The organism is Halobiforma lacisalsi AJ5 (assembly GCF_000226975.2).
GTDB classification, from domain to species: Archaea; Halobacteriota; Halobacteria; order Halobacteriales; family Natrialbaceae; genus Natronobacterium; species Natronobacterium lacisalsi.
On the sequence record NZ_CP019285.1, the window covers coordinates 2830057 to 2854416 of the forward strand.

A 24360-nucleotide genomic window follows, 5' to 3' on the forward strand; every position below is an offset into this window, starting at 1 on the left:
CTTCGAGCGGCCGAAGGACCGACCGATGGCAGATCCGTTCGACGGCCGCGACGACGAGGTTGGAGAGGCCTCGACAGGGGGCCGACCGCCGTCGACCGATCCGACGACGCTGGCTCGAGACCTCCTCGAGCGCGTCAGGCGAGGGGAGTCGGCGGACGGCCACCTGCGGGCGCTGGCCGACCTCTCGAGGGCGGACCTCGAACCGCTCCGGAACGACCCGCGGGCGGCGCTCGCGTTCTGGCTGAACGCGTACAACGCGGCCGCGCAGTTGCTGCTCGAGCGGAACCCGGAGCTGTTCGACTCCCGCTGGCGGTTCTTCCGCGCGGAGGCGCTTGCGGTCGCCGGCGTCGGGTTGAGCCTGGACGACGTCGAACACGGCATCCTCCGGGGCGCGCGATCGAAGTACGGGCTGGGCTATCTGCCGCGACTGTCCCGGTCGGGCCTCCCGAAGGCGTACCGGCTCGAGCCCGACCCCCGAATCCACTTCGCGCTCAACTGCGGGGCCGCGAGCTGTCCCCTAATTCGACCCTACGATCCCGAGACGGTCGACGCTGCGCTCGACCGGGCGACGCGGACCCACCTCGAGACGACGGTCGATTACGATCCCGAGCGCGACCGCGTGCGGGTGCCGCGATACTGCCTGTGGTTCCTCGGCGACTTCGGCGGTCGCTCGGGGCTGTACGAGTTCCTCCGGGAGTTCGACCGGCTTCCGGAGGGTGCGAGGCCGTCGCTGCGGTTTCGTGACTACGACTGGACGAAGACGCCCCGGATGTTCGCCTAACTCCGTTCTACCGATCGGCTTCGGCGTCGGACGCCGCCGCTTTCCCCGTCGCCGACCGTATCGCGTCGAACTCCTCGTCGCTGTAGGCGATAAAGCGCACGTCCTCGAGCGTCTCAGGGTCGTATTCATCGATCTCTTCGCCGATGATCTCCGCCCCCTCGCGCAGGTCGAACCCGGCGACGCCACAGCCAAGCGCCGGGAGCACGAGCGACTCGCAGCCGAGTTCGTCCGCCGTCTCGAGCGCGTTCCAGGTGGCATCCCGAATGCTCGCTTCGGTGGCTTCTCCGTCCCCGTAGTGGGGCATCGCGGCCGCGTGGATCACGTGATCGGCGTCCAGGTCGTAGGCGTCGGTGACGGCGACCTCACCCAGTTCGACCGGCCCCTGCTCCATGGCCTCCTCGTTGATCCCTTCACCCGCGCCGCGTCGGAGCGCGCCGGCGACGCCCGACCCCATCCGGAGGCTGGTGCCGGCGGCATTGACGAGCGCGTCGGCAGACTGTGCGGCGATGTCGCCCTGGACGACGTCGTACTTCATACGCGTATGTACGACCGCGACCAGTTTGAAAGTAGCCTCTCCCCACGTTCGAACGCACCGGGACGCTGGCGGGTGCTCTCCGATCACTACCGCGGGACCGGTTCGGTTCCCAGAGAGTTAGGTCGACCAAAACCCTTTTAGATTTAGGCCCGCCTAACTCCACGTGATGGACGTACCCGCCCGCAGGCAGGACACCGATGCCGACGAAGAACTCGAGGAGCCGGCAACGATCGTGACCAGCCACGAGACGCGCCCCGGCAAGATCGTGTTCACCGAGCGCGACAACGCCGACGGCTGGATCGCGACCGATCTCACCGTCGACCTCGAGCGGTAGCGGCGGTCCTCCCGTTCCCCGCTGACTCCCTTCGCCAGCCTTCGCCTCATCCGTCTCCGTACCTCCATCCCCCACTTTCCCCTCATCCCGTCTGCGTACCGCCGTCACCAATGCTCCGTTTTCCGTCTCCGACCAGTCGTGATAGTCGAGACCAGTCGGTCCTGCAGGGGGATACGATGGGCTCTGGACCCGAACCGATCGAGTATCGAATCGACGGGGCGCTCTCTCGGTGTAACAGCGGCAAAAAACTAGTCCGATCCCGTCCCGACCGACCGGGACGACACCGACCGACGCGGGAGCGCCGAACGTCGTCGACGTTACCGTTCCTTCGTCGCTTCTTCGAGCACCAGCGTGTCGTCCTCGAGGTAGTGCTCGAAGTGGTGACCGTCCTCCTCGAGCGTGACGAGGATCTGACGCAGGAGTTCGGCGGTGGCGTGGTCGCCGAGGTTCTCCGCGAGTTCGATGCTGTCGCGCATCGATTCGATGATGTCGCCGTACATCTCGAGGTCGTTGCGGAACATCGTGCGGACGTCGTAGACGTCCTCACCCTCGAACTCGACGGTGGCACGCTCCTCGAGGTTCGTCGGGCCCGAAACGGGAACGCCGCCCAGCGCCTGGGCGCGCTCGGCGACCTCGTCTGCGCCTTCCTCGACGTGCTCGTATGCTTCCTCGAGGAACTCGTGGAGCGGGAGGAACTCCGCACCCTCGACGACCCAGTGGTGTTTCTTGAGCTGGTGGTACAGTACGTACGCGTTGGCCAGTTCCGTGTTCAGTGCGTCGACGATCTGCTCGGCTTTTTCCTGGTCGAGGCGGAGTTCGTTCTCCTCGACGGTGTCGGCCGATTGACGGACGGTCTTCTGAGTGCTCATCGTATTCAAACGATACACCCGCATCCAACTTAAGTGTTTCCCGTCACAAAACAATTTTTCCCATTTAGAAAATATCGAATGGTGGTTCGGGCTATTTCTGTTCCGGAATGGGAAATGGCCAGGTGGAGCATATCTCCGGAAGGGCCGATACGCTTCCGTTCGTACGACTCCGTCGGCCACGACGCCATTACGGATTGTCCCTGCGCTCGCCGCGGGCGACGGCGTAGCGTTCGAGTCCGCGGGCGAGACCCCGAGACCCACGAGATAGCCCAGAAGAGCATTGCTCTGTAAGCGTCGTCAGAGTCGTTTCTCCCTGTACTCCACCTCGAGGACCACCTTCCGCAAGTCCCTGCTCCACCCCGAGGATCGCCTCCCGCGATGTCGATCCGGGCGTTCACACGCGAGCGGTAATCGCAAGCAAACCACATAACGTCGTCCGGTCCTCGGTTCTGCGTATGTCGACCGACGTCCGCGACGGGCTCTCGTTCGCCAGGACCGTCGTCAACGGGATCCAGGACCGGAACGTCCCGTTCATGGCCGCGAGCATCGCGTACCAGGCGTTTATCTCACTGTTGCCACTGCTCGTGCTCCTGTTTTTCCTCGTCACGCTGGTCGGGGACGAGACGTTCGCGACGCAGGTCACCGAGACGACTGAGGGCTTCCTCCCCGAGAGCGGCCAGTTGCTCGTCGAGGACGCGCTCGAGGACTCGCCCGCGACGGCGGGGTCGACGTTGATTGGCCTCGTCGTGCTCCTGTGGGGGTCGTTGAAGATCTTCCGCGGACTCGATACGGCGTTTTCGGAGATCTACGGCACCTCGGAGTCGAACTCGTTCGTCAGCCAGTTGCGGGACGCGGTGCTGGTCTTCGGTGCGCTCGGCGGGGCACTGTTCGCGGCCGCCGCGATGGGGATCGTGTTCGCGTTCCTGCCGAACGTACCGGGTTTCGGCCTGTTGCAGTCGCTGTTGCTGGTCATCGTGCTCGTCCTCGCGTTCTACCCGATGTACTACTACTTTCCGGACGTCGACGTTTCGCGGCGGGAAGTGATCCCCGGGGTCGTCCTCGCCGCCGTCGGGTGGATGGCCCTGCAGTCGCTGTTCCGGGTGTACGTCTCCGTTGCCGCCGACTCCGAAGGCGCAGGGCCGCTCGGGGCGATCCTCCTCTTGTTGACCTGGCTCTACTTCGGCGGCCTGGTGTTGCTCTCCGGCGCGGTCGTCAACGCGATCGGTACGGGGTACCTCGAGCCGGGGGTCGACGAAGAAGCCGAAACGGAGACCGACGAGGACGAGACCAATACACCGGCCGTTGGGGAGTCGATCGCCGACTCCGATCGCGACCCGTTCGTCGACGACCGCGCACGCGAACGCGAACGACTCGCCGACCGCGCGGCGAAACTCGAGCGCGAACGCGATCAGTTGCGCAACGATCTCGCGGCCCAGCGACGACGCCGTTACCGGCTCGAGGACCGGGTCGACGACCTGGCGGAACGGACCCGCGAACTCGAGGCCGAGAACGGACGGTTGCGCCGGGAACTCGAGGCACAACGTGACCCAACCTGGAAGCAAGCCCTGCAGCAGGCTCTGGAACGCGTCGGCGACGTTCGGATCGGCGTCCTCGAGCGGAGATGAGGGGTGTCACGAGTCACGGGAGCGAGGATGAGGGGGCTCACGAGTGACGAGCGCCGAGCGCCGAGCGCCGAGCGACGAATCACGGCCGGACGCATGCACCCGGAAGCGCGGGGTTGTAGTAGCTCGCGCGCACATCGCCGGTCGTGTCGCACCCGATACGGGACGTGCGCCGCCGGCTGCTCGCGGACCACGGGCCGATCGTCGCCGAGATCGACCGCTGTGCCGACGCCGTGGCCGATCCCTGGGACACCGCTCGAACCGCGGACCGGGCGGCGCTCGTCGACGGCCTCCGTACGGCCCTCGAGAGCGAGGGCGTTCTCGAGCGGCTGCCGACCGTACTCGCCGACACCGTCGACGCGACCGGCCACGACCTGCAGGCGCGACCGGTCGCCGGGCCGCCCTACGTCGTCGTGACGAGCCGCGGCCCGCTACTCCGTGCGACGATCGACCCCGGGCGACTGGTGATCCGGTTCGACGTCTTTGACGTGATCCGCAACGCCGAGCCGGGGCGGCGGGTCACGTACCGGCGGCGGGACGGCGTCGAACTGGCGATCGGTCTCGAGTGAACGTTTTGTCGGCGGCCGTGGAACCGCTCGATATGCACCCTCGAGCAGCCGCCTTCGCACGGCGAGCACGCGAGCGGTACGACTTCGACCCGGAGGTCCGTGAGTTTCCCGAAGGAACGAAGACTGCGGAAGCGGCGGCCGACGCGATCGGTTGTGAGGTGGCCCAGATCGCCAGTTCGCTCGCGTTCGACGCCGACGGATCGCTCGTCGTCGCGGTGACCAGCGGGGCGAACCGGGTTGACGAGGCCGCACTGGGCGATACGGTCGGCGTGCCGGAACGCGCGGTGTCGATGGCCGACGCGGAGCGCGTCAGGGACGACCTCGGCTGGTCGATCGGCGGCGTCCCCCCGTTCTGTCACGATCGGGCGGTTCCGGTCGTCCTCGACGAAACGCTGCAGTCGTTCGAGACGGTCTGGGCGGCCGCCGGGACGCCGAACGCAGTTTTTCCCGTCTCACCGGAGACGATCCTCGAGTACGCCGACGCGGAACCCGCGTCGATCGCGGAGTGAGCGGTCGACCGGGAGTCGGGAGTACCCTCGAGCGCGACACCGGCGAGTACTCCCAACGTCACTTCTCCGCTGTGCCGTCTGGTCGTCGCTGCCCTCGTCCGGACCCATGTTGCTAACAATTCGATCTCGAGTGCCACGAGTTATTAACTAGCTCCAATAATATAATAACACTTTTAACCGGGAGCGCGTATGCTCACACATGGAACTACCACGCCGTTCGCTGCTCCGTTCCGGGGCCGGTGCGCTGGCCCTCGGAGCCGCCGCTGGGTGTCTGATCGAGCCAGGTGACGACGGAACCGCCGGTGAGCGGGAAGGATACGCCGCGTTCTTCGCGCTCTGGGACTGGGCAGCGGAGGTCTCCGGCGACGCGATGGCGTTTACGAACCCGGTCGATGCCGGCGAAATGGGACACGGGTGGGAGCCGCCCGCGGACCTCCAGCGAAACGTCGCCGGCACGGATGCCTTCGTCTACCTGGACACGCCGGAGTTCTCCTGGGCGCAGAACATCGCCGACGACCTCGCGGCGGACAACACGGACGTCGCGCTGATCGACGCGCTCGAGGGGGTCGAGGGGCAGTTGCTTCCGCCGGGCGGTAATCACGATCACGACCACGAAGGAGAAGACGAGCACGACCACGAAGAAGACGAAGAGGACGACCACGAGGAGGAAGACGACGATCACGATCACGATCACGACCACGAGGACGACGACACCGCACCCGAGTTCTACGACCCCCACGTCTGGACCGACCCCCTCCTGGCCGAGGAGATGGTCGAAACCATCGCCGCCGAACTCGGCGAAATCGATCCCGACAACGCCGAGGTCTACGAGGACAACGCCGCGGCGTACGTCGAGCGACTCGAGGGCGTCCACGAGCAGTTCGAGAACCTCGTCGCGGACGCCGACCGCGACGTGGCGGTCTTCGCCGGCCACGACTCGTTCCGCTACCTCGAGGAGCGGTACGGGTTCGAACTCCACACGCCGGTCGGCGTCTCGCCGAACGCCGCGGAGACGCAGTCGGACATCTCCGAGTCGATCGCGATCGTCGAGGAACACGACATCGACACGATCCTCTACGACCCCTTCGAAGCGCCGAGCGAGGACGAACTCCCGCAGATGGTCGAGTTGCTGCTCGAGAACACCGAGGCCGACGACTACGCGCCGCTCACTTCCACAGAGGGGACCACCGCCGAGTGGAACGACCGCGGCTGGGGCTGGGTCGAGCAGATGGAAGAAGTGACCATCGCCGGACTCCGGCAGGCGCTCGGAGCCGACTAACCGGGACCGACGAAATGGAAGAACTAAACGGCTCAGTAACGGACGTGTGTCTATAGTGACGCCGGTCGTCGACGTTCGAAACGTATCGTTCGCCTACGGGGACTCGCTCGCGCTCGACGACGTGAGCCTGACCGTCGAGCAGGGCGACTTCCTCGGGCTAGTCGGCCCGAACGGCTCCGGCAAGACGACGCTATTGCACGTCATGCTCGGGCTGTTGTCCCCGGACAGCGGCTCGGTCGAACTCTTCGGCCAGCCGGTCTCGGAGTTCGAGGCGGGCGAACGGATCGGCTACGTTTCCCAGAAGGCGACCGACCGGGGCGGAACGATGCCCGTCACCGTCCGGGAGTGCGTGCGAATGGGTCGGTTCGCCCACGTCGGCCATAGCCGACTGACCGACGACGACCGCCGGATCGCCGACGAGGCCCTCGAGACGGTCGGCATCGGCGACATCGCGGACCAGCAGATGAACCAGTTGTCGGGTGGCCAGCGCCAGCGTGCCTACATCGCGCGGGCGCTTGCGTCGGAGGCCGACCTGCTCGCGCTCGACGAGCCGACCGTCGGCGTCGACGCCGAGTCGCGCGACGAGTTCTATCGGCTGCTCGAGTCGCTGAACCAGTCGGGGATCACGATCATCCTGATCGAACACGACATCGGCGTCGTCACGGACCGGGCGAACCGCATCGCGTGTATCAACACGGAACTGTACCACCACGGAGACACCGAGTCGTTCGTCGAGAGCGACGCCCTGAGCGAGGCCTACGGTAAGACGGGCGAGGTCGTTCACCACCACCACTGACGATGACGGGAACTGATACGGACGCGACGGGGACGACGGCGGACGAGGAGCAGACGGCGGCCGACGGCGGCACCGTCGACGGCGACGCGGACGTCGAGGTCGGCGGAAACGTCGACGGGACGCAAGCCGACGCGAGGCCGGTCGACCGACGCCGACAACTCGAGCGCGTCGGCGTCGCAGTGGTCGGACTACTGGCGGCCGGGATGGTCGCGTTCATCGCGCTCGACTGGCTCCGCCGGTACCCCTACGCCGACGCCTCGCCGCTGCTCGAGACGCTCTATACGGTGACGGGGATCGATCCGGCGGCCGGCGTGGCGTTCGACCAGTTCCTGATCGCCGGCGCGTGGCTCGATTACTTCCTGGGAACCGAAGTGTTCCGGTACGCGTTCATGTGGCGCTCGATCGCGACCGGCGTGCTCATCGGTGTCGTCGCGCCGCTGGTCGGCACCTACCTCGTCCACAGGCAGATGGCGCTGATCGGCGAGACGCTCGCGCACACGGCCTTCGCGGGCGTCGCGATCGGACTGCTGTTCAATGCCGCGACCGGGTGGGAGGGTTCGCTGCTGATCGTCGCGTTGCTCGTCAGCATCGTCGGCGCGCTCGCCGTCCAGTGGCTCACGGAGCGGACGCGAACCTTCGGCGACGTGCCGATCGCGATCATGCTGAGTGGGAGCTTCGCGGTCGCGACGCTGCTGATCAGCTGGGGCCGGGGTTCGATGTCGATCGCAGTGGACATCGAGGGCTTTCTCTTTGGGAGCCTCTCGGTCGTCACCGCCGGCGGCGCGCGACTGATGGCGCTTCTCAGCGTCGCGGTCGTCGCTATCGTCGCGCTCACCTACAAGCAGTTGCTGTTCATCACCTTCGACGAGCAGGCGGCCCGCGTCGCTCGCCTCAACGTCACGGCGTACAACACCCTGTTGATCGTGATGACTGCCGTAGTGGTCGTCGGTGCGATGCAGGTACTCGGCGTGATCCTCGTCGCCGGGATGCTCGTGATCCCCGTTGCGGCCGCCTCACAGATCGCTCGCAGCTTCCGGGAAACGCTGTACCTCTCGGTCCTGTTCGGCCAGGCATCGATCCTCGGCGGGTTCACCTTCGCGATCAGCCAGAGCCTCCCCTCCGGCGGCTCGATCATCGTCGTCGCGATCGCGATCTACCTGACCGCGGTCGCACTCTCGGGCCGCTCCGGGACCGCGATTTCGGTTCACTGAGACCCAGCCGCTGGGAGCAGAGTAGCGGTTTTAACCCGTTCCGGAACGACCTCCCGAACGATGGGACGGCTAGCCGAACTATTCAGACCCGAGACCGTCGGCGTGATCGGTGCGACCGATCGCGAAGGCGCAGTCGGTCGGGCGATCGTCGAGAACCTGCGAGACGACTTCGCGGGCGAGATCGTCCCGGTCAATCCGAAACGCGACGAGGTACTCGGGCTCGAGTGTTACGAAGACGTGGAGAGCGCGCCGTCGATCGATCTGGCGGTGGTCGTCGTACCGCCGCCGATCGTTCTCGACTCGGTGCGAGAGTTGGGCAAAGCGGGGACGAAGAACGTGGTCGTTATCACCGCCGGCTTCTCCGAGACCGGCGGCGAGGGGGCCGAACGCGAGCGGAAGCTCCGGGAACTCGCCGAGGAGTACGACCTCAACGTCGTCGGCCCCAACAGCCTCGGGATCATGTCGACGCCCGTCGGCATGAACGCCACGTTCGGCCCGGAGAACGCCGAGGAGGGCTCGATCTCCTTTATGAGCCAGTCGGGCGCGTTCATTACCGCCGTCCTCGACTGGGCGAACGAACAGGGGATCGGCTTCCGTGACGTCGTCTCGCTGGGCAACAAGTCCGTCCTCGACGAGACCGACTTCGTCCAGGAGTGGGGGGACGACCCCGACACCGACGTCGTCATCGGCTACCTCGAGGACATCGACGACGGCCGCGAGTTCGTCGAGACGGCCCGCGAGGTGACCGAGGACACGCCGATCGTCCTCGTCAAGTCCGGGCGAACGGACGCGGGCGCGCAGGCCGCCTCCTCGCATACGGGGGCGATCGCCGGCAGCGAACGCGCCTACGAGGCCGGCCTCGACCAGGCCGGCGTGATCCGCGCCGAGTCGGTCCAGGAGCTGTTCGACTCCGCGCGGGCCCTCTCGGGACTGCCGGAACCCGAGTCCGACGGCGTCGCCATCGTCACGAACGCCGGCGGCCCCGGCGTGCTGACGACCGACGCCGTCGGCGATTCGACGCTGCAGATGGCCGGCTTCACCGACGAGACGATCGAGCGACTGAACGAGGCGATGCCCGACGAGGCCAACGTCTACAACCCGATCGACGCGATCGGCGACGCGGACGTCGATCGGTTCGCGGAGGCCCTGGAGATCGCACTCGCCGATCCGAACGTCGGGAGCGCGGTGGTCGTCAGCGCGCCGACGGCGGTGTTGCCCTACGACGAACTCTCGGAGGTCGTCATCGAGAAAAGCGAGACCCACGACAAGCCGGTCGTCACCTGCCTGATGGGCGGTGACCGGGCCCGCGACGCCGAGGCGGTCCTGCGGGAGTCCGGCATCCCGAACTACTTCGACCCCTCGCGGGCCGTCCAGGGGCTCGACGCGCTCGCGCGGTACCGCGACGTCCGCCAGCGAGTGGTCGACGACCCCACCGAGTTCGACGTCGACCGGGAACGGGCCCGCGAGATCCTGGAACGGACGAAAGAACGCGACGACAACCGTCTCGGCGTCGAGTCGATGGACCTGCTCGAGGCCTACGGCATCCCGACGCCAACGGGGGAGATCGTCGACGACCCCGACCGGGCGCGGGAGGTCGCCGAGTCGATCGAGGGCGACGTCGTCATGAAGATCGTCAGCCCCGAGATCTCCCACAAGTCCGACATCGGCGGGGTCAAGGTCGGCGTCTCGGACGACGAGGTCTACGACGCCTACGAGGAGATCATCACCCGGGCGCGCAACTACCAGCCCGACGCGACGATCGTCGGCGTCCAGGTCCAGGAGATGCTCGACCTCGACGCCGGAACGGAGACGATCGTCGGGATGAACCGCGATCCCCAGTTCGGCCCGCTACTTTTGTTCGGGCTGGGTGGCATCTTCGTCGAGATCCTCGAGGACACCTCCGTCCGGGTCGCCCCGATCGGCGAGGGCGAGGCCCGGGAGATGATCGACGAGATCCAGTCGGCACCGCTGTTGCGCGGGGCTCGCGGCCGCGAGCCGGCCGACATCGACGGGATCGTCGAGACGATCCAGCGGCTCTCACAGCTGGTGACTGACTTCCCGTCGATCCTCGAACTCGACGTGAACCCGCTCGTCGCGGGGCCGGACGGCGTACAGGCGATCGACCTGCGACTCACCGTGGACACGGAGGAACTATGAGCGACACCGACACCGATACCGAGACAGACACTGCCACTGACACCGAACCGGAACCCGAGACCGAACTGGAACCCGAAACCGAACCCGAACCAGAACTCGACTCCCCCGAGAGCGACACCGACCGCCGGGCCAAACCGGACGGCGGGGCCGACACGGACGCCATCCTCGTCGCTTCACTCGAGGAGAGCACCGGCAAGACCGCCATCACGCTCGCACTGGGTCGGCTCGCCGCCGAGGAGGGCGACAGCGTCGGCTACATGAAACCCAAGGGGACCCGGCTCCAGAGCAACGTCGGCAAGACCCTGGACGAGGACCCGATGCTCGCCCGGGATCTGCTCGACCTCGACGCGGAGATGCACGACCTCGAGCCGGTCGTCTACTCGCCGACGTTCATCGAGCAGGCCATCCGCGGCCGCGAGGACCCCGACGACCTCCGCGAGCGGGTCCGTGAAGCGTACGAGACCCTCGCTGCGGAGCACGACCGGATGTTCATCGAGGGCGGCGGCCAGTACGACATCGGCGGCATCGTCGAACTCACCGACGCCGACCTCGCCGAACTGCTCGACGCCCGCGTCATCGTCGTCGCCCCCTACGAACGGCCGGCCGACGTCGACGACCTGCTGACCGCAGCGCGGGCCTTCGGCGACCGGTTCGCCGGCGTCGTCTTCAACGACGTCCCCGACGCCGCCTACGACCAGCTCGAGACCGACGTCGTCCCGTTCCTCGAGGGCCGGGGCCTGCCCGTCCACGGCGTCGTCCCCAACGAGCGGGACCTGTCAGGCGTGACCGTCGCCGACCTCGCGGAGGAGGTCGGTGCGTCCGTCCTCGTCGACGAGGGTACCGACGCATACGTCGAACGGTTCATGGTCGGCGCGATGGGTGCCGACAGCGCCCTGCGACACTTCCGGCGAACCAAGGACGCCGCCGTCATCACCGGCGGCGACCGCGCGGAAATCCACACCGCGGCCCTCGAGGCGCCGGGCGTCCGGTGTCTCATCCTGACCGGCGGCCATCGGCCTTCGGGTGCGATCCTGGGTCAGGCCGCCGAGAAGGGCGTCCCGATCCTCTCGGTACAGACGGATACGCTAACGACCGTCGAACGCGCCGAGGACGTCGTCCGCACCGGGCGGACCCGTGACCTCGAGACGGTCGAACGGATGGGCGAGTTGCTGACCGACCACGCGGCCGTCGACGCGATCCTCGAGGGCGAGAGCCAGGGCGGCGACTGAGTCATCCCCGGTTCCTGGCTTTTGGTTCTCGGTTCCTGGTTCTCGGTTCATGGTTCTCGGTTCCCGGTACCAGCTGTCATCGTTCCCACTGTTCTTCGTTCGCTTCGGACACCACGTGTCGCGGTTCCTGACTGTCCCGTGACCAAGAGTTAAGAGCCAGCCACACATGGAGCCAGACATGGTAGAGCTGGACGACACTCCACAGGAGATCACCTCCCTCGTCGGCCGCGAAGTGTACTCGAACAGCGGCGTCTTCGTCGGGGAAGTCGAGGATCTGCAGCTAAACGTCGACGGCGAAGCCGTCACCGGGCTCGCGCTCGGCAGCCTGAACGCCGAACTGTTCCAGGCGGAAGCCGAAACTGGGCAGGGCGTCATCGTGCCCTACCGGTGGGTTCGGGCCGTCGGTGACGTTATTCTCGTCAACGACGTCGTCGAGCGCGTCCGGGATCCGGACGAGCAGGAAAGCGAGCTGGTCGCCTGAGTTCTCAGTACCGTTTCAAGCGTCGACTGCGGAGCCGAAACGAACCGCACCGCCGGATTCGACACGACAGTTCAGGCGCGAACCGATACCTAGTTCCCGTTCGAACCTTCCGTTCCTTCCACGCCCATCGCATCGAACAGCGTTCGCTTGACCGCCTCCTCGGTCAACTCGAGCAGCGTCTCGCGCGTGTCCTCCGAGATCTCGATCCCGGTGAAAATGCCCAGCGGGATCTCCGCGCTGGCCTGCGTCGAGTGGCCTGCGGTCTCGCCGATCTCGCCGTAGGCGTCGTCTAACACCTTGCCGATGTTGATGCGGATGTCCTTCGAGCGGCCGGCGAGGAAGATCGTCTCGTCGGCGATGCCGAAGACGGCCGTCGTCGTGACCCCCTCGAGGTTCAGCAGGTGGCTTGCCGCTTGAGCGAGGGCCTCGCGGTCGCGGACGAACCCCGCGTTCGAGACCAGGTGGCTTCCCTGGACGTCGCGGTTGGCGATCGCCTCCGCGAGGACGTCGAGCGTTTCGGGGGACATCGACGGCGACTCGACCTGCTCCAGGGTGTCGTGGTTCGCGAACGGGTAGAGGTAGGCTGCCGCGGTGAGGTCGGCGGGGGTAGTGTCGCGTTTGAAATCAAGGGTCTCCGCGCGGATGCCGTAGAGCAAGGCGGTGGCGACCTCCTCGGAGACGTTCATGTCGAATTCCTGGATGTACTTCGTCATGATCGTCGAAGACGAGGACATGTTCGGGCGGATGTCGACGAACTCGGGTTCGTACTCCTGCTCGGGTTCGTGGTGGTCGATGAGGATGTCGACCTCGAGGTCCAACTCCTCCGAGGTCGCGGAATCGACCAGCGTCACCGTGTCGTAGACCGAGTAGTCCTCGATCTCGTCCCACTGAACGAGGTCGATCCCGAGCAGGTTGACGAACGCGCGGTTCTCCTGGTGGCCGACGTCTCCGAGGTAGATGATGTCGGAGTCGACGCCGAGGTGGTCGGCGACCGCCTGCATTGCCGCCGCGGACGCGATCGAGTCCGGATCCGGGCTGTCCTGGGTGATGATCGCGAGCCGTTCGTCGGTCTCCTCGATCAGGTCGGCGAGTTTGCTGGCGTTGTACTCGAGTTCGCCCGATTCGAGCGCCCGCAGGGCCGACTCGGCGATCACCGAGGACGGGTTGATGACGACGTCCGCGCCGAGTTCCTCGAGTTCGTCGCCCGAGACCGGGTCGCTTGCTCGCGCGACGACGAACTGGCCGTCGTTTTGCTCGCGGATATGTTCGACGGCCCGTTTGTTGGACTCGACGTCCGATGCCAGGATGAGGACGACGTCGCGCTCGGCGACGAGGTCCGCGGCCTCGGGTTCGCGGATGTCGGCGGTTCGCGCGTCGAGGTCCTGGTCGCGCAGCGACTCGACGCGACTCTCGTCGCGGTCGATGATGAGGACGTCTTTCCCCTGTTCGACCAGTTCCTCGGCGACGGCGTAGCCGACGCTCCCACAGCCCAAGATAGCGTAGTCAGAGATCGACGAGATCGTAACCCCCGTACTCATTGAGCGTGTGGTCGGACCGACCGCACTTAACCCTCCCGAAGATTGGTACGTTTTGCGACTCGTGCCGGCCGAGCGCGGAAGTGCGGGTCTCCCGGGGACCGTCTCGAGCCGCCGTCAGGGGCCGACGGCGGGACCGGTCGCGTGTCCTTGACTGTCACGACGCCTTCCAAGGGAAACGTATTTTAATGCCCGACGAAAACTCGGAGGTGTAGGGCCGGTAGCTCAGTCCGGCAGAGCGTCTGACTCTTAATCAGACGGTCGCGTGTTCAAATCGCGCCCGGCCCGCTTCTTGCCGCGAGCAAATTCGTGAGCGACAGGTAACGGATCCGGCGGGATTTGAACGAGACGAGTCCCAGCCCGTGAACGAGCGCAGCGAGCGAACTGGAACGTCTCGGCGTAGTTCACAATCGCGCCCGGCCCGCTTTTGCGACGACGATTCGGTAAGCGACGGCTCCCTCGAGTCGTTACCCTCGAGAGCCCCGCCGACGATCGTGACAGCTCTCCTGACGTTTTATGTGACCGCCGCCGTTCATTCGACCCAATGGTCGAGAAAGACGTCGTCCGTCGAGGGTACGACGAGATCGCCGACGTCTACGCGTCGGAGCGTGTCGTCTCGGACCACGGGGTGGAGATGCTCGAGAGGTTCCTGGCGGAGCTGGGTGACTCGGCGCGGATCCTGGACGCCGGATGTGGCCAGGGAACGCCGGTTCTCCGACGGGCCGACGAAGCCGGTCTGAACGGACTCGGCGTCGACTTCTCCCGCGAACAGCTCGGCCTCGCCGGGGAGAACGCACCGGGGGCAGACCGCGTACAGGGGGACATGACGCGGTTACCGATAGCCGACGGGACCTGCGACGGCGTCGCGGCGTTTCACTCGCTAATCCACGTCCCGCTCGAGGACCACCAGACCGTTATCGACGAGTTCGCGCGCGTGCTGCGCCCGGGCGGCCGACTGCTCGTCTCCGAGGGGGCAGAGGAGTGGAGCGGGACGAACCCGGACTGGCTCGAGACAGACGTCGAGATGCAGTGGCACATCGCGGGCGCGGAACGGACCCGGAAGCAGTTGCGAAACGCGGGCTTTACGATCACCGACGAGCGCGGCATCGACATGCAGTTCGCGGACCACGAGGAGCACTGGGGGTTCTTTTCGGCGCGGTTGTAACCGACGCCGATCCGGCTATCGGTCGACGGTTCGAGAGGTGCCGGTCGAACCGATCTTGGTGTTCCGGACGAAAGACGACGGCTATGGGAGCCTCGTCGAATCCGACACCGAGCGGGATCCGCGTCGTCTGTCTCGCCGGACCGAGCGACTCGGGGAAGACCACCCTCGTCGAGCAGCTGGTCCCGCGACTTGCCGATCGCGGTGACCGCGTCGCGACGATCAAATCGATCCACCACGATATCGAGATCGACACCCCGGGCGCGGACACCCACCGGCATCGAACCGCCGGCGCCGAGACCGTCGTCGGCATTACGCCCGAACTCACCTTCGATATCACCGCTCGAGGAAAGCGGGAGCCGCCGGAGCTACCCGCGGGGTCGAGCCCCGGCCCGCTCGAGGCGGGCGACAGCGACGATAGAGCCGACCGCGACCGTCGCGAGCGTCTGGCCCTCGCCAGCACCCTCGCCCGCCTCGAGCGGCGTGGGTACGACGTCGTCCTGGTCGAGGGGTTTTCGGCCGCGCCGCTCCCGACGGTCCTCGTCGGCAACCGGGAGCCAGACGCCGTGACCGGCGAGATCATCGGTCACGGGGACGACGACCCGGCGGCGCTCGTCGAGACGATCGGATCGCTCGAGCCGATTTCGTTTCGCACCGAGGGAGAGGGGTCCGACCACGATAGCGACGACGCAGGCCCGTCGGCGAACACCGACCGCCGGGAGTAATCCCTGCATTCCGAAAACGCAGTGACGTGCGGGTTTGGAAGGGGAAACCGTGCTTCCACTCCGACACCGTAACCGAGAGAAATCACAGGACCCAGCCCCAAGCGCTACCATCCCTGCTGCTGTGGGCGACCGCGTCGGGAGTTCGTCTCGGCCGCCGGCGCGGTGTTGCTGCTTGTCCTCGGGCGATTCATCCCTCTCGGGTCGGCTGCGCCCGCCGCAGGCGGGCCATTGACGGATAGCCGCCTCGGTGTCGTCCTCACCCTGACGGTCGTCGCTGCGCTGGTTCTCGTCACCGCGACGGTCGGCTTCGACGACGTCGACCCGTGATTCGAGACGGTCGTTCCCATCGGGTCGCGCCGTACAGATACCTATTCGAATCCCGAAACGTATCCGATCGTTCCGATCATATTTCCCGTCATTTTGCGGCGGCCAAATATCCCAAAACGTGGACTATCAGGTCTATCGGTGCTAATTTCTTTGGAAGTGAGGTTAATGCGGTCCCCGTCGTATCGGTGAGTGAGACATATGACATCCATCGCAGACATCGAGCTTCCGGCCGAGGGGACCGGACTGGCGGAGCTGTTCGAGGCGGTACCGTCGCTAACCTGTGAAATGGAGCGCGTGATCGCCTCGAGCGGCCACGGACTCTGGCTCTCCGGCCCCTCCCGCGAGGAGGTCGAGGGCGCACTCTCCGAGGTGTCGGCGATCAGCGGTTACTCGCTCATCAACGGCGAGGACGACCGCTGGCTGTACGACATCGAGTTCGATCCGGATACCGTCGACCCGTTCGAGGCCGTCCTCGAGGAGAACGGGACGGTCCTCAGTGCGTCCGCGTCCAACGGGACCTGGCTGCTGAGCATCCGCGTCGTCGAGCGCGAACACGTGAGTTCACTGTACGACCGCTTCGTCGATCACGACGTTTCTCCGACGATCGTCCGTCTGTACGACCTGGAGGAAGAGACCCACTCCCAGTGTGGACTCACCGCCCGCCAGTACGAGACGCTCGTCGCGGCGATCGACCACGGCTACTTCGAGATCCCGCGCGAGGTCTCGATGCAGGAACTCTCGGACGAGCTCGACATCTCGCATCAGGCGCTGTCCGAGCGACTCCGCCGTGCCTACCGGGCGCTCGTCACCTCGGAACTCAACGTCACCGAAGAGGAGGCAAATCCGCCGCCGATGGCCTCGATGAACTCGGACTGATCGACCCGGCAGCCGAATCCGGGTTCTAATGCCGATCCAGCCGCAGTCCGGCGTCGACGGGGCTACCCGCCCTTCCCCACCCCCGGCCTCGACCGTTTGTCCGCCGACGCGCACCGTTTTCGCCGATCGTCACCCGTGCGACACCTACAATTAAGAGCCGTCCATGCGACCCTCGAGGCATGCACGTCGACACGGACGACGGCGTACTCGAGATCACGTTCGATCGACCGGGGGTCCTCAACGCGATCACGCGCGAGACCGCCGTTACCCTCGCGGAGACGATCGAAGATGCCTCGCCCGAGGAGTATCACGCGATCGTCCTCTCGGGAGAGGGCGACGCATTCAGCGCTGGCGGCGACGTCGAAGCGATGGCCGAAGAACCCGTCGCGCCCCGGGCGGAATACGAGGAGGTCGAGGAAACCTTCGGTCGCGTCGTCGAGGCGATGCTCGAGTGTCCCGTGCCGATCGTCGCGAAGGTAAACGGCGACGCCGTTGGAGCGGGACTGGCGATCGTCGCGCTGTCGGACATCGCCTACGCCGCCGAGGACGCGACCTTCTCCTGTGCCTTCGTCAAGGTCGGGTTGATTCCCGACACCGGCGGGACCTTCATGCTCCCCGAGATCGTCGGCCTGCGGACGGCAAAGAAACTCGCGTTCACCGGGGAGTTCTTCGACGCCGAGCGTGCGGCAGACCTCGACCTCGTCAACGAGGCAGTCCCGGCCGACGAACTCGAGAAGCGGGTAACCGAGACTGTCGATCGACTCGGCCGCCGCCCCACTGACGTGATCGGCATGATGAAACAGGCGATGCACGAGAACCTGGGGCGACGCTGGGACGAGGCGCTCGACTACGAGAACATGCTGCAGGTCCAGGCGCGGGCGACGGAGTCCCACGAGGAGGGTGTGGCCGCGTTCCTCGAGGGGAGGGAGCCGGCGTTCAACGAGTACGACGACTGATACGGGTTACTGTTCGTCGGTTCCGGCGTACCCGCGACCCGGGAGGTGGGTGCGCCGGTGCATCGGGACAGCAATCCGTATGGGAGCGGGCGCGAGTGTCGGCCGCCCGGGACTCGAACCGCGAGTGGAGACGCTCGAACGGAGGGGCCGGCGATAGTTCGCTTTACCCGAAAGTCGGCTGAGCCCGAAACACGCGGCGGAACCGCCAGCCACAGCAAGCACCACCGTCTTTGGCGCGGTTGCCGTTAGTGGGAGCGCAATGTCACCACAGTTCACTGACGACGACATCGGCAAGACCGTCGTCAACGCGAACGGAGACGAGGTCGGTATCGTCGCGGACGTCGAGCACGGGACAGCACACGTGGAACCTGATCCGGGGATCACGGACACGATCAAGGCGAAACTCGGCTGGGGCGGGACCGACGAGCACGCCTACCCGCTCCAGGAGCAGGCGGTGTCACAGGTGACGTCGGACGCGGTCCACCTCGAGAGCGATCTCTCGGGGACTGGAACAGGAACGAGCGGCCGGGAAACGACGGGAGCCGGGACGGGGACCGACACCGGAACCGGATCCGGGACCCCGGGAACCGGCTCGGGGCGAGACATGGGTACCGATCGAGGGACCGACGTCGGCGACGACCAGGGCCTGATGGACGACGATGACGACGACCTCATCGGCGATGACGATAACGAAGGCATGATCCGGGACGATGACGACGACCTCATCGGCGACGACGATAACGAAGGCATGATTCGCGATGATGACGACGACGAACTCATCGGCGACGACGACGATGACGGGCTAATGAGCGATGACGATGACGACGACCTCATCGGCGACGATGATGACGACGACGGGCTAATGAGCGACGACGACGACCGGACCCGCGACGACGACACTATCTGAATCGTCAGTGGGTCACGTGTCGCTCCACGTCACCCTCGAGTCGCTCCGTTCGCTCCCGACCCTCTACTCCTCGTCCCGATAGTCGCCGGTCGCGACCACGGACCCAGTACGGGAGCCCGACTTCTCCCTCGAGCGACCGCTTTAGAACGAGGTATACGACGACTCGAGCGGATCAACGGAAAAACACGGTGACAGGAGCGGGCCGTTTCGACCCCGCCAGCCGGAGTAATACGCGATACTACCCGTCGGCGTCGGAGCCACCCGTCCGGAAAGACGCGATTACGGCTATCGCGGCGGCCAGTGTCCGAGGCGAGCCGTCACCCACCGTTCACTCCGTCGATCCCGGTTCGCCGAACGACTCACCCTCCCGCTGGTCGGCCCGGCGTCGACGCAGCGCCGCCCGCGCGTTCGAAGCCTCGTACCCGAACAGGACGCTCTCCCCGTACTCCTCGGCGACCTCGAGGGCGTGGATCAGGTTATCGACGTCGACGTTGACTGCGTACAGTTCGATGCTGAACGGCGTCTCGAGGGCGCTGTCGAAGCCGCGCGCGATCGTCTCGAGCCAGTAGGTCGTCTCGTAGGCAGTATCGTACAGCGGGACGACGAACTCGTCGACGTACTCCTCCAGGGCCTCGAGGTCGAGACCGGCCCGTTCGTAGAGGTGGCCCGGATACGGGTCGGGGTACAGCGTCAGGTAGACCCGGCCGGGAATCCTGTCGGCGGCCGCTTCGACGAACTCCGTGATGACCTCGGCCCGCCAGTCGAAGCGGTCGTCGTGGTCGCTCTCCTCGAACCGCTGCTCGCAGACGCCACACCGGCAGTACTCCGCCCGCGGGAAGCCGACGTCGTCGAGGCGGACGTCCTCGTTCGCGTCGACGCAATCGTCGATGACGTCGAACAGCCCGTCCCGGTAGTCCTCCCTCGAGGGGCAAATGTAGTCCCAGTCGAAGTACGTCCGATCCCGTGTCGCGGGCCGGCCCAGATCGTCGACGGGTACCAGCGAAGGGTCCGCGTCGGACGCCGCGTTGTCCCCGAAACAGGAGACCATGTTGACCCCGTCCTCGATCGGTTCGGCGGACCTACCGGTCACGTCTTTGACTTCGTAGAAGCCGCGGTCGAACTCCGGCCACCGGACCTCCTCAGCGTTGCGGGTGACGACGCCGTACATAGCTCAGAGTACGGCGCGGTCGCCGTAAGCCGTTCGGGTTCGGAATCCCGAGTCCGGCCCCGGTGGTCCAAGCGAAGCGGGTCGGGGCCGGACGGGGGACCGATCAGAGCGGAACGACGGTTCGTGAACTATTCGGTCGGTTCGTACTCGATCTCCTCGACGTCGGCGTCCGAGCCGCTGAAGACGACTTTCCAGAGGACGACGACGGCGACCAGGGCGAGCAGGATTTTGATAGTACGTGACATGTACGTGTGAACGAACGGTCGAGACGTACTTAGCTATTCTGGATAGTTCTCAGGACGAGAACGTCCACGGTGTCGCCAGGGGCCCTCCCCCGCGTCAGGTCGCGTCGATCAGCGATGCAATCTCGTCACGAACGATGGTTCCGCAGTACACACAGCGCACGCCGTCCTCGAGCACCTCGATTCTTGAATCCCCTCGTTCTCCGTTTCCGAATCCCCGATCCGATCCACACTCGAGAGACCGCAGCGACCGGTCGGACGCGGTGACCTCCCCACCGCGGTGACTGCGATAATTGGGCGCCGAACCGAAGGCAAAGAATTATGCAGACAGTCCAGCAAACAGTCACAATCGTATGGTGGATCGGCTGGAAACCGGGATCGACGTGTTGGATCGGAAACTCGACGGCGGGTTGCCCCCGGGGTATATCGTCGCGTACACTGCCGACCCGGCGAGCCAGTCGGAACTGCTCCTGTACGAACTGACGGCCGCCCGCGGGACCCTCTACCTGACCACCGAGCGTTCCGACGGCGTCGTCCGCCACACGCTCGAGTGCTCGCCGTCTGCCGTCGGAAGCCCGACGGTCAGACACGTCTCGAGCGACGCCCCGCTCGAGGAGGCGACGCGCCTCGTCGACGCGCTCCCGGACGGGGCGAATCTCGTCGTCGACACGATGAACGTCCTCGAGCGAAGCGACCGCGAGGAGTACGTCACCTTCCTCAACGAACTCAAAGAGAAGATGACCGAGACGGGCAGCATCGCGATGTTACACTGCCTGCAGGAACGGGACACCCCCGACAACCGGTCGCACACGTACCACGCCGCCGACGCCGTGTTCGATTTGCAGACCGACCTCTCGGGAACCGAGATCGAGAACCACCTCACAATCCCGAAGTTCCGCCACGGCGGGCAACCCGTCGAGTCGATCAAACTCGAGTTGACCGAGGAAGTGGCCATCGACACGAGTCGGGACATCGCCTAAGCGCGACCGGCGCGGGCCGAAGCGACGAACGGGAGAGAAAAATCAGCGGTTCCCGTTAGAAGTCAAACGAGAACAGGCCTCCCGAGCTATCGGCTCCACTGTCGCCGCTGTCCGCACTGCTTATCGTCGTCCCCTGCTGGACGTTCGTGTTCGACTGGTTGATATCTGTCGACGTGGTGGCGTCACCGGACTCGAGGTCCTGGTCGCCGACCTCGACGTTGATGTCGAGTTGATCCCTAGCTACCGGGTCTTCTGGCGGTTTTTGTCCGCCACCATTGGGCGGTGCTTCACACTGGATGTCAAATTCGAGGGTTTCCTCTGTGCTATTATTTCCTACCCGCTCTGCGTTGACCTCAACGGTATACTTCTGATCACTCTCAATCCCGGTAAGAGAAACAGTGAGACAACTTGGACCGGGAAGATTGGGAGGAGTCGGAAGATTAGGTCTAGACTTAGAAACTCCAACAGATGGAGAGACTGAGACGTCTATAAAAACTGCTGGTTCTTCATCATCCACACGGCAGACCTGAAATGTGCCATCAGAACAAATATTCTCCTGTTTTATGGCTATTAAATTTCCTTGCTGTTGGGCGGCAGCGGTCGTCGCAAACGCACCCCCTCCAACGACTGTCGCCGCGCTTGCTTTCAATACGCTACGCCGTGATACCGTGGATGAATCCTTTGTCATAGTTATCACTCCTGTCGCAATCGGCTCTGAGAGGGGTCCTCTCCCCGGGGAACGGATACCCCTCGAGAACGACTACCACCAACGAGGGAAGTATAATCGAATTATCGTTGCAAACGCAACTCGGGTATTAACGTGCGAAAATCGGACACTATCTCGAGCGAAACCGACTCAAGAACGCTGTACACCGAAACAGTCGATCGAACGACGCGAAACAATCACGAGTTCGACCGCCGGACGGAAACCGTTTCAGCAGCTAATCCGACGTTCTCGACCACGATATGGCATGGTTGCCGGACGGAAACGATACAGAACGTTGAACGATCCACCGGTCACGGCTGTGATTCCGTTCCGGGCGTGAAAGACGAAGAGAACGAGAAGAAAACGACGGGAACCGAACCGAGACGGTCGGCGCGGTTACTCCTTGCCGAACATCTGGCGCATCATCGGATGCATCTCCATCATCTGCTCTTCCGCGATCTCCTCGTAGAGCTTGTAGGTGATGGAGACTGCCAGCAGGAGCCCGGTCCCGGTGACCGAGCCGATGGTGCCGAGCATGTTCGCCATGACGGCCAGCAGGCCGACCAGTGCGCCGCCGATAACGGTCACCTGCGGGATGTACCGCTCCATGACCTTCTCGATGACGCCGACGTTCTGTCGGAAGCCGGGGATCTGCATCCCGGAGTTCTGGATCTGCTTTGCTGTCGCTTCCGGACCCATGTCCGTCGTCTCGACCCAGAAGATGGCGAAGACCGCGCCACCGACGATCATGAACGTCAGGTCGACGGCGACGCGGATCAGCACCATCCAGACCTCGGCCGTGATCTCGCCGGTCCACCACATCCAGTCGTCGGGGCTGTAGATCGGGGAGACGTAGTAGAACAGCCCACTGACGGGCTGGCTCTGGTCGTAGACCCCGAGCCACGACAGTTCCTGGCCGAACAGGATGATCGGGCCCGCCTGGCGGTCCGGACCGAGGGTGAACAGGATCTGTCCGATGAACTGGACGTTCGCCTGCAGCGCGCGAACGAGGATCATCGGCAGGACGCTCGCGTAGATGAGCTTCACGGGGAAGCGACCGCGGGCACCCTTGACCCTGGCGTGGCTGAGCGGGATCTCGACGCGGACCGACTCCGCGTAGACGACGATCCCGAAGATCAGGACCGTCGTGAACAGCGCGAGGAGCTGTCCGCCGTCCTGCGAGAGCAGCACGAACAGTCCATCACCGGTGAGCACCGACCCGACGGCGACTTCGTCGGTGAAGAGGATCTGGTACCAGCTGTAGAAGAACCCCTCCGCCGTCGGAGAGATCAGGCCTGAGACGAGCCGCTGGCTCACGCCGGCGACGATGAACAGGCCGATACCGCTGCCGACCCCCCACTTGCTGACGACCTCGTCCATGTACAGGAGGAGGATACCGCCAGCGAAGATCTGGAGGAACATCAGCACCTGGACCTGCGAGCCGACGAACTCGAGCCCACCGAGGACTAACTGATCCTGGGCTGGCAGGAAGCCGCCGGCGAACACCATCGGAAGGGCGGTCAGCGCCGTCATGACGACGACCAGCAGCTTCTGGAGGCCCTGGTAGAGGACCTGGTCCCGGGGGTCGTCGGTGTCGAGCCCGAGCAGGTTTGCGCCCCCGAGCAACTGCATGACGATGCTTGCCGTGACGATCGGTCCGATACCGACCTGCAACAGCGAGCCCTGCTCACCTGCAAGGATCGCACGGAACTCGCCGAAGAGGTCTTGACCCCCGGCCGCGCCGAGGATGTCGATGTTCGTCAGGAAGAAGTACAACACGAGGATCCCCGCCGTCCACGCCAGCTTGCGCTTGAAGGGAACGTGCCCTTCGGGACGCTTCACTGCGGGCATCCGCGTCAGGACCGGTTCAGCGGCTTCCTTCCATCCCATACGTTAGTCCTCGTTCTGTTCGTCTTCGTCGTCTTCGGCGTCGGCCGCTTGCTCCTCGGCGCGTTGCTTTCCGCGCTCGGAGAGGACGGCGTCACCGCCGGCCTCCTCGAGTTTCTCCTGTGCGGCCGCGGAGAACGCGTCTGCCGTGACCTCGAGCTGGTTGCGGACCTGTCCGGAACCGAGGACCTTCACGACGTCGACCTCGTGGCCGTCCTCGACGATGTCACGAGCGTCGAGACGGTAGCCACCGTCGTCGAGCTCTTCGGCCTGCCCCTCGGCAGCGTAGAGGATCGCGTCCTCGTCGAGCTTCTGGACGTCGATCTCCGCGACGTCTTCGCGGATGCCCTGGGGGCGCTTGAAGCCGTGTTTGCCCTTCGGTTCGTAGTTGTGGAACTCGTGTTTGCTACGGCCGGCGCGACCGCGGCCACCGCGGTGGCCCGCTCCGCGTCGGTTCTTGTGGGAGCCACCACTGTGCGTGCGCGATCCGCGCTGGCGTCGTTTTTTGCTCGTCATG

At 65.3% G+C, this 24360-nt stretch carries 24 protein-coding genes, 1 tRNA gene and 1 pseudogene; 18 read left to right on the top strand and 8 right to left on the bottom strand.

Annotation, left to right across the window (positions count from 1 at the left end; translation table 11 throughout):
• The first annotated feature begins 25 nt into the window (after positions 1-25).
• Entirely contained in the window at positions 26-781 is a 756-nt protein-coding gene (locus CHINAEXTREME_RS13700) for a DUF547 domain-containing protein (RefSeq protein WP_007141926.1), read from the top strand.
• Positions 782-788: 7 nt separating this feature from the next.
• Here the strand turns inward: CHINAEXTREME_RS13700 and CHINAEXTREME_RS13705 are convergent, their stop codons facing one another.
• Positions 789-1316, bottom strand: coding sequence for a macro domain-containing protein (locus CHINAEXTREME_RS13705; protein ID WP_007141927.1), 528 nt, complete (start codon positions 1314-1316; stop codon positions 789-791).
• Positions 1317-1482: 166 nt separating this feature from the next.
• Between CHINAEXTREME_RS13705 and CHINAEXTREME_RS21900 the strand changes: the two genes are divergently transcribed.
• Positions 1483-1650: a hypothetical protein gene (locus tag CHINAEXTREME_RS21900; RefSeq protein WP_007141928.1), complete on the top strand. Its 168-nt coding sequence runs from the start codon at positions 1483-1485 to the stop codon at positions 1648-1650.
• Between the two features lie 317 nt (positions 1651-1967).
• On the opposite strand, the gene dpsA is transcribed toward CHINAEXTREME_RS21900, so the two are convergent.
• Entirely contained in the window at positions 1968-2519 is a 552-nt protein-coding gene (gene dpsA, locus CHINAEXTREME_RS13710; RefSeq protein WP_007141929.1) for a DNA starvation/stationary phase protection protein DpsA, read from the bottom strand.
• Between the two features lie 455 nt (positions 2520-2974).
• Between dpsA and CHINAEXTREME_RS13715 the strand changes: the two genes are divergently transcribed.
• The 9 genes from CHINAEXTREME_RS13715 to CHINAEXTREME_RS13755 all read left to right on the top strand — a co-directional run bounded on the left by CHINAEXTREME_RS13715 (position 2975) and on the right by CHINAEXTREME_RS13755 (position 12372).
• Positions 2975-4144: a YhjD/YihY/BrkB family envelope integrity protein gene (locus CHINAEXTREME_RS13715; protein ID WP_007141930.1), complete on the top strand. Its 1170-nt coding sequence runs from the start codon at positions 2975-2977 to the stop codon at positions 4142-4144.
• A gap of 143 nt (positions 4145-4287) precedes the next feature.
• Entirely contained in the window at positions 4288-4710 is a 423-nt protein-coding gene (locus CHINAEXTREME_RS13720; protein WP_029601665.1) for a hypothetical protein, read from the top strand.
• Positions 4711-4742: 32 nt separating this feature from the next.
• Entirely contained in the window at positions 4743-5219 is a 477-nt protein-coding gene (locus tag CHINAEXTREME_RS13725; protein WP_029601666.1) for a YbaK/EbsC family protein, read from the top strand.
• A gap of 199 nt (positions 5220-5418) precedes the next feature.
• Positions 5419-6498, top strand: a complete 1080-nt coding sequence (locus CHINAEXTREME_RS13730) for a metal ABC transporter substrate-binding protein (RefSeq protein ID WP_010546777.1) — start codon at positions 5419-5421, stop codon at positions 6496-6498.
• A 55-nt stretch (positions 6499-6553) separates the two neighbouring features.
• Positions 6554-7294: a metal ABC transporter ATP-binding protein gene (locus CHINAEXTREME_RS13735; RefSeq protein ID WP_007141934.1), complete on the top strand. Its 741-nt coding sequence runs from the start codon at positions 6554-6556 to the stop codon at positions 7292-7294.
• A gap of 2 nt (positions 7295-7296) precedes the next feature.
• A complete protein-coding gene (locus CHINAEXTREME_RS13740) occupies positions 7297-8505 on the top strand; it encodes a metal ABC transporter permease (RefSeq protein WP_007141935.1) in 1209 nt (402 codons plus the stop codon).
• Positions 8506-8565: 60 nt separating this feature from the next.
• Entirely contained in the window at positions 8566-10662 is a 2097-nt protein-coding gene (acs, locus tag CHINAEXTREME_RS13745) for an acetate--CoA ligase alpha subunit (RefSeq protein ID WP_007141936.1), read from the top strand.
• On the top strand, positions 10659-11891 hold the full coding sequence (locus CHINAEXTREME_RS13750) for a phosphotransacetylase family protein (protein WP_007141937.1): 1233 nt from the start codon (positions 10659-10661) through the stop codon (positions 11889-11891). Before acs ends, CHINAEXTREME_RS13750 begins: the two co-directional genes overlap by 4 nt.
• 166 nt (positions 11892-12057) lie before the next feature.
• Positions 12058-12372 (top strand): PRC-barrel domain-containing protein, encoded by a 315-nt coding sequence (locus CHINAEXTREME_RS13755; protein ID WP_177209173.1) that lies wholly within the window; start codon positions 12058-12060, stop codon positions 12370-12372.
• 89 nt (positions 12373-12461) lie between these two features.
• Here the strand turns inward: CHINAEXTREME_RS13755 and CHINAEXTREME_RS13760 are convergent, their stop codons facing one another.
• The gene (locus CHINAEXTREME_RS13760; RefSeq protein ID WP_007141939.1) at positions 12462-13910 is read right to left on the bottom strand and encodes a DHH family phosphoesterase; all 1449 of its coding nucleotides are present in this window, start codon (positions 13908-13910) and stop codon (positions 12462-12464) included.
• Between the two features lie 211 nt (positions 13911-14121).
• Here CHINAEXTREME_RS13760 and CHINAEXTREME_RS13765 point away from each other — a divergent pair.
• From CHINAEXTREME_RS13765 to CHINAEXTREME_RS13790, 6 genes are all read left to right on the top strand, one after another.
• Positions 14122-14195 (top strand) — tRNA-Lys (locus CHINAEXTREME_RS13765).
• A gap of 256 nt (positions 14196-14451) precedes the next feature.
• Positions 14452-15072, top strand: a complete 621-nt coding sequence (locus CHINAEXTREME_RS13770) for a class I SAM-dependent methyltransferase (protein WP_007141940.1) — start codon at positions 14452-14454, stop codon at positions 15070-15072.
• 83 nt (positions 15073-15155) lie between these two features.
• Positions 15156-15794 (top strand): molybdopterin-guanine dinucleotide biosynthesis protein B, encoded by a 639-nt coding sequence (gene mobB, locus CHINAEXTREME_RS13775; protein ID WP_007141941.1) that lies wholly within the window; start codon positions 15156-15158, stop codon positions 15792-15794.
• Positions 15795-16319: 525 nt separating this feature from the next.
• Positions 16320-16997: a helix-turn-helix domain-containing protein gene (locus tag CHINAEXTREME_RS13780; protein WP_007141942.1), complete on the top strand. Its 678-nt coding sequence runs from the start codon at positions 16320-16322 to the stop codon at positions 16995-16997.
• Between the two features lie 179 nt (positions 16998-17176).
• The gene (locus CHINAEXTREME_RS13785; protein WP_007141943.1) at positions 17177-17953 is read left to right on the top strand and encodes an enoyl-CoA hydratase/isomerase family protein; all 777 of its coding nucleotides are present in this window, start codon (positions 17177-17179) and stop codon (positions 17951-17953) included.
• Positions 17954-18212: 259 nt separating this feature from the next.
• Positions 18213-18860 (top strand): hypothetical protein, encoded by a 648-nt coding sequence (locus tag CHINAEXTREME_RS13790; RefSeq protein WP_007141944.1) that lies wholly within the window; start codon positions 18213-18215, stop codon positions 18858-18860.
• 328 nt (positions 18861-19188) lie between these two features.
• Here CHINAEXTREME_RS13790 and CHINAEXTREME_RS13795 read toward each other — a convergent pair whose 3' ends face one another.
• Positions 19189-20028 (bottom strand): hypothetical protein, encoded by an 840-nt coding sequence (locus tag CHINAEXTREME_RS13795; protein WP_007141945.1) that lies wholly within the window; start codon positions 20026-20028, stop codon positions 19189-19191.
• Positions 20029-20367: 339 nt separating this feature from the next.
• A pseudogene (locus tag CHINAEXTREME_RS22265) lies at positions 20368-20460 on the bottom strand (aspartate carbamoyltransferase regulatory subunit); the annotation flags it as partial.
• Positions 20461-20623: 163 nt separating this feature from the next.
• Between CHINAEXTREME_RS22265 and CHINAEXTREME_RS13805 the strand changes: the two are divergent.
• A complete protein-coding gene (locus CHINAEXTREME_RS13805; protein WP_007141947.1) occupies positions 20624-21250 on the top strand; it encodes an RAD55 family ATPase in 627 nt (208 codons plus the stop codon).
• 55 nt (positions 21251-21305) lie between these two features.
• On the opposite strand, the gene CHINAEXTREME_RS21505 is transcribed toward CHINAEXTREME_RS13805, so the two are convergent.
• The 3 genes from CHINAEXTREME_RS21505 to CHINAEXTREME_RS13815 all read right to left on the bottom strand — a co-directional run bounded on the left by CHINAEXTREME_RS21505 (position 21306) and on the right by CHINAEXTREME_RS13815 (position 24359).
• Positions 21306-21938 (bottom strand): twin-arginine translocation signal domain-containing protein, encoded by a 633-nt coding sequence (locus CHINAEXTREME_RS21505; protein ID WP_152423894.1) that lies wholly within the window; start codon positions 21936-21938, stop codon positions 21306-21308.
• A 414-nt stretch (positions 21939-22352) separates the two neighbouring features.
• Positions 22353-23846: a preprotein translocase subunit SecY gene (gene secY / locus CHINAEXTREME_RS13810; RefSeq protein ID WP_007141948.1), complete on the bottom strand. Its 1494-nt coding sequence runs from the start codon at positions 23844-23846 to the stop codon at positions 22353-22355.
• Between the two features lie 3 nt (positions 23847-23849).
• Positions 23850-24359: an uL15m family ribosomal protein gene (locus CHINAEXTREME_RS13815; RefSeq protein ID WP_007141949.1), complete on the bottom strand. Its 510-nt coding sequence runs from the start codon at positions 24357-24359 to the stop codon at positions 23850-23852.
• Position 24360 lies beyond the last annotated feature (1 nt).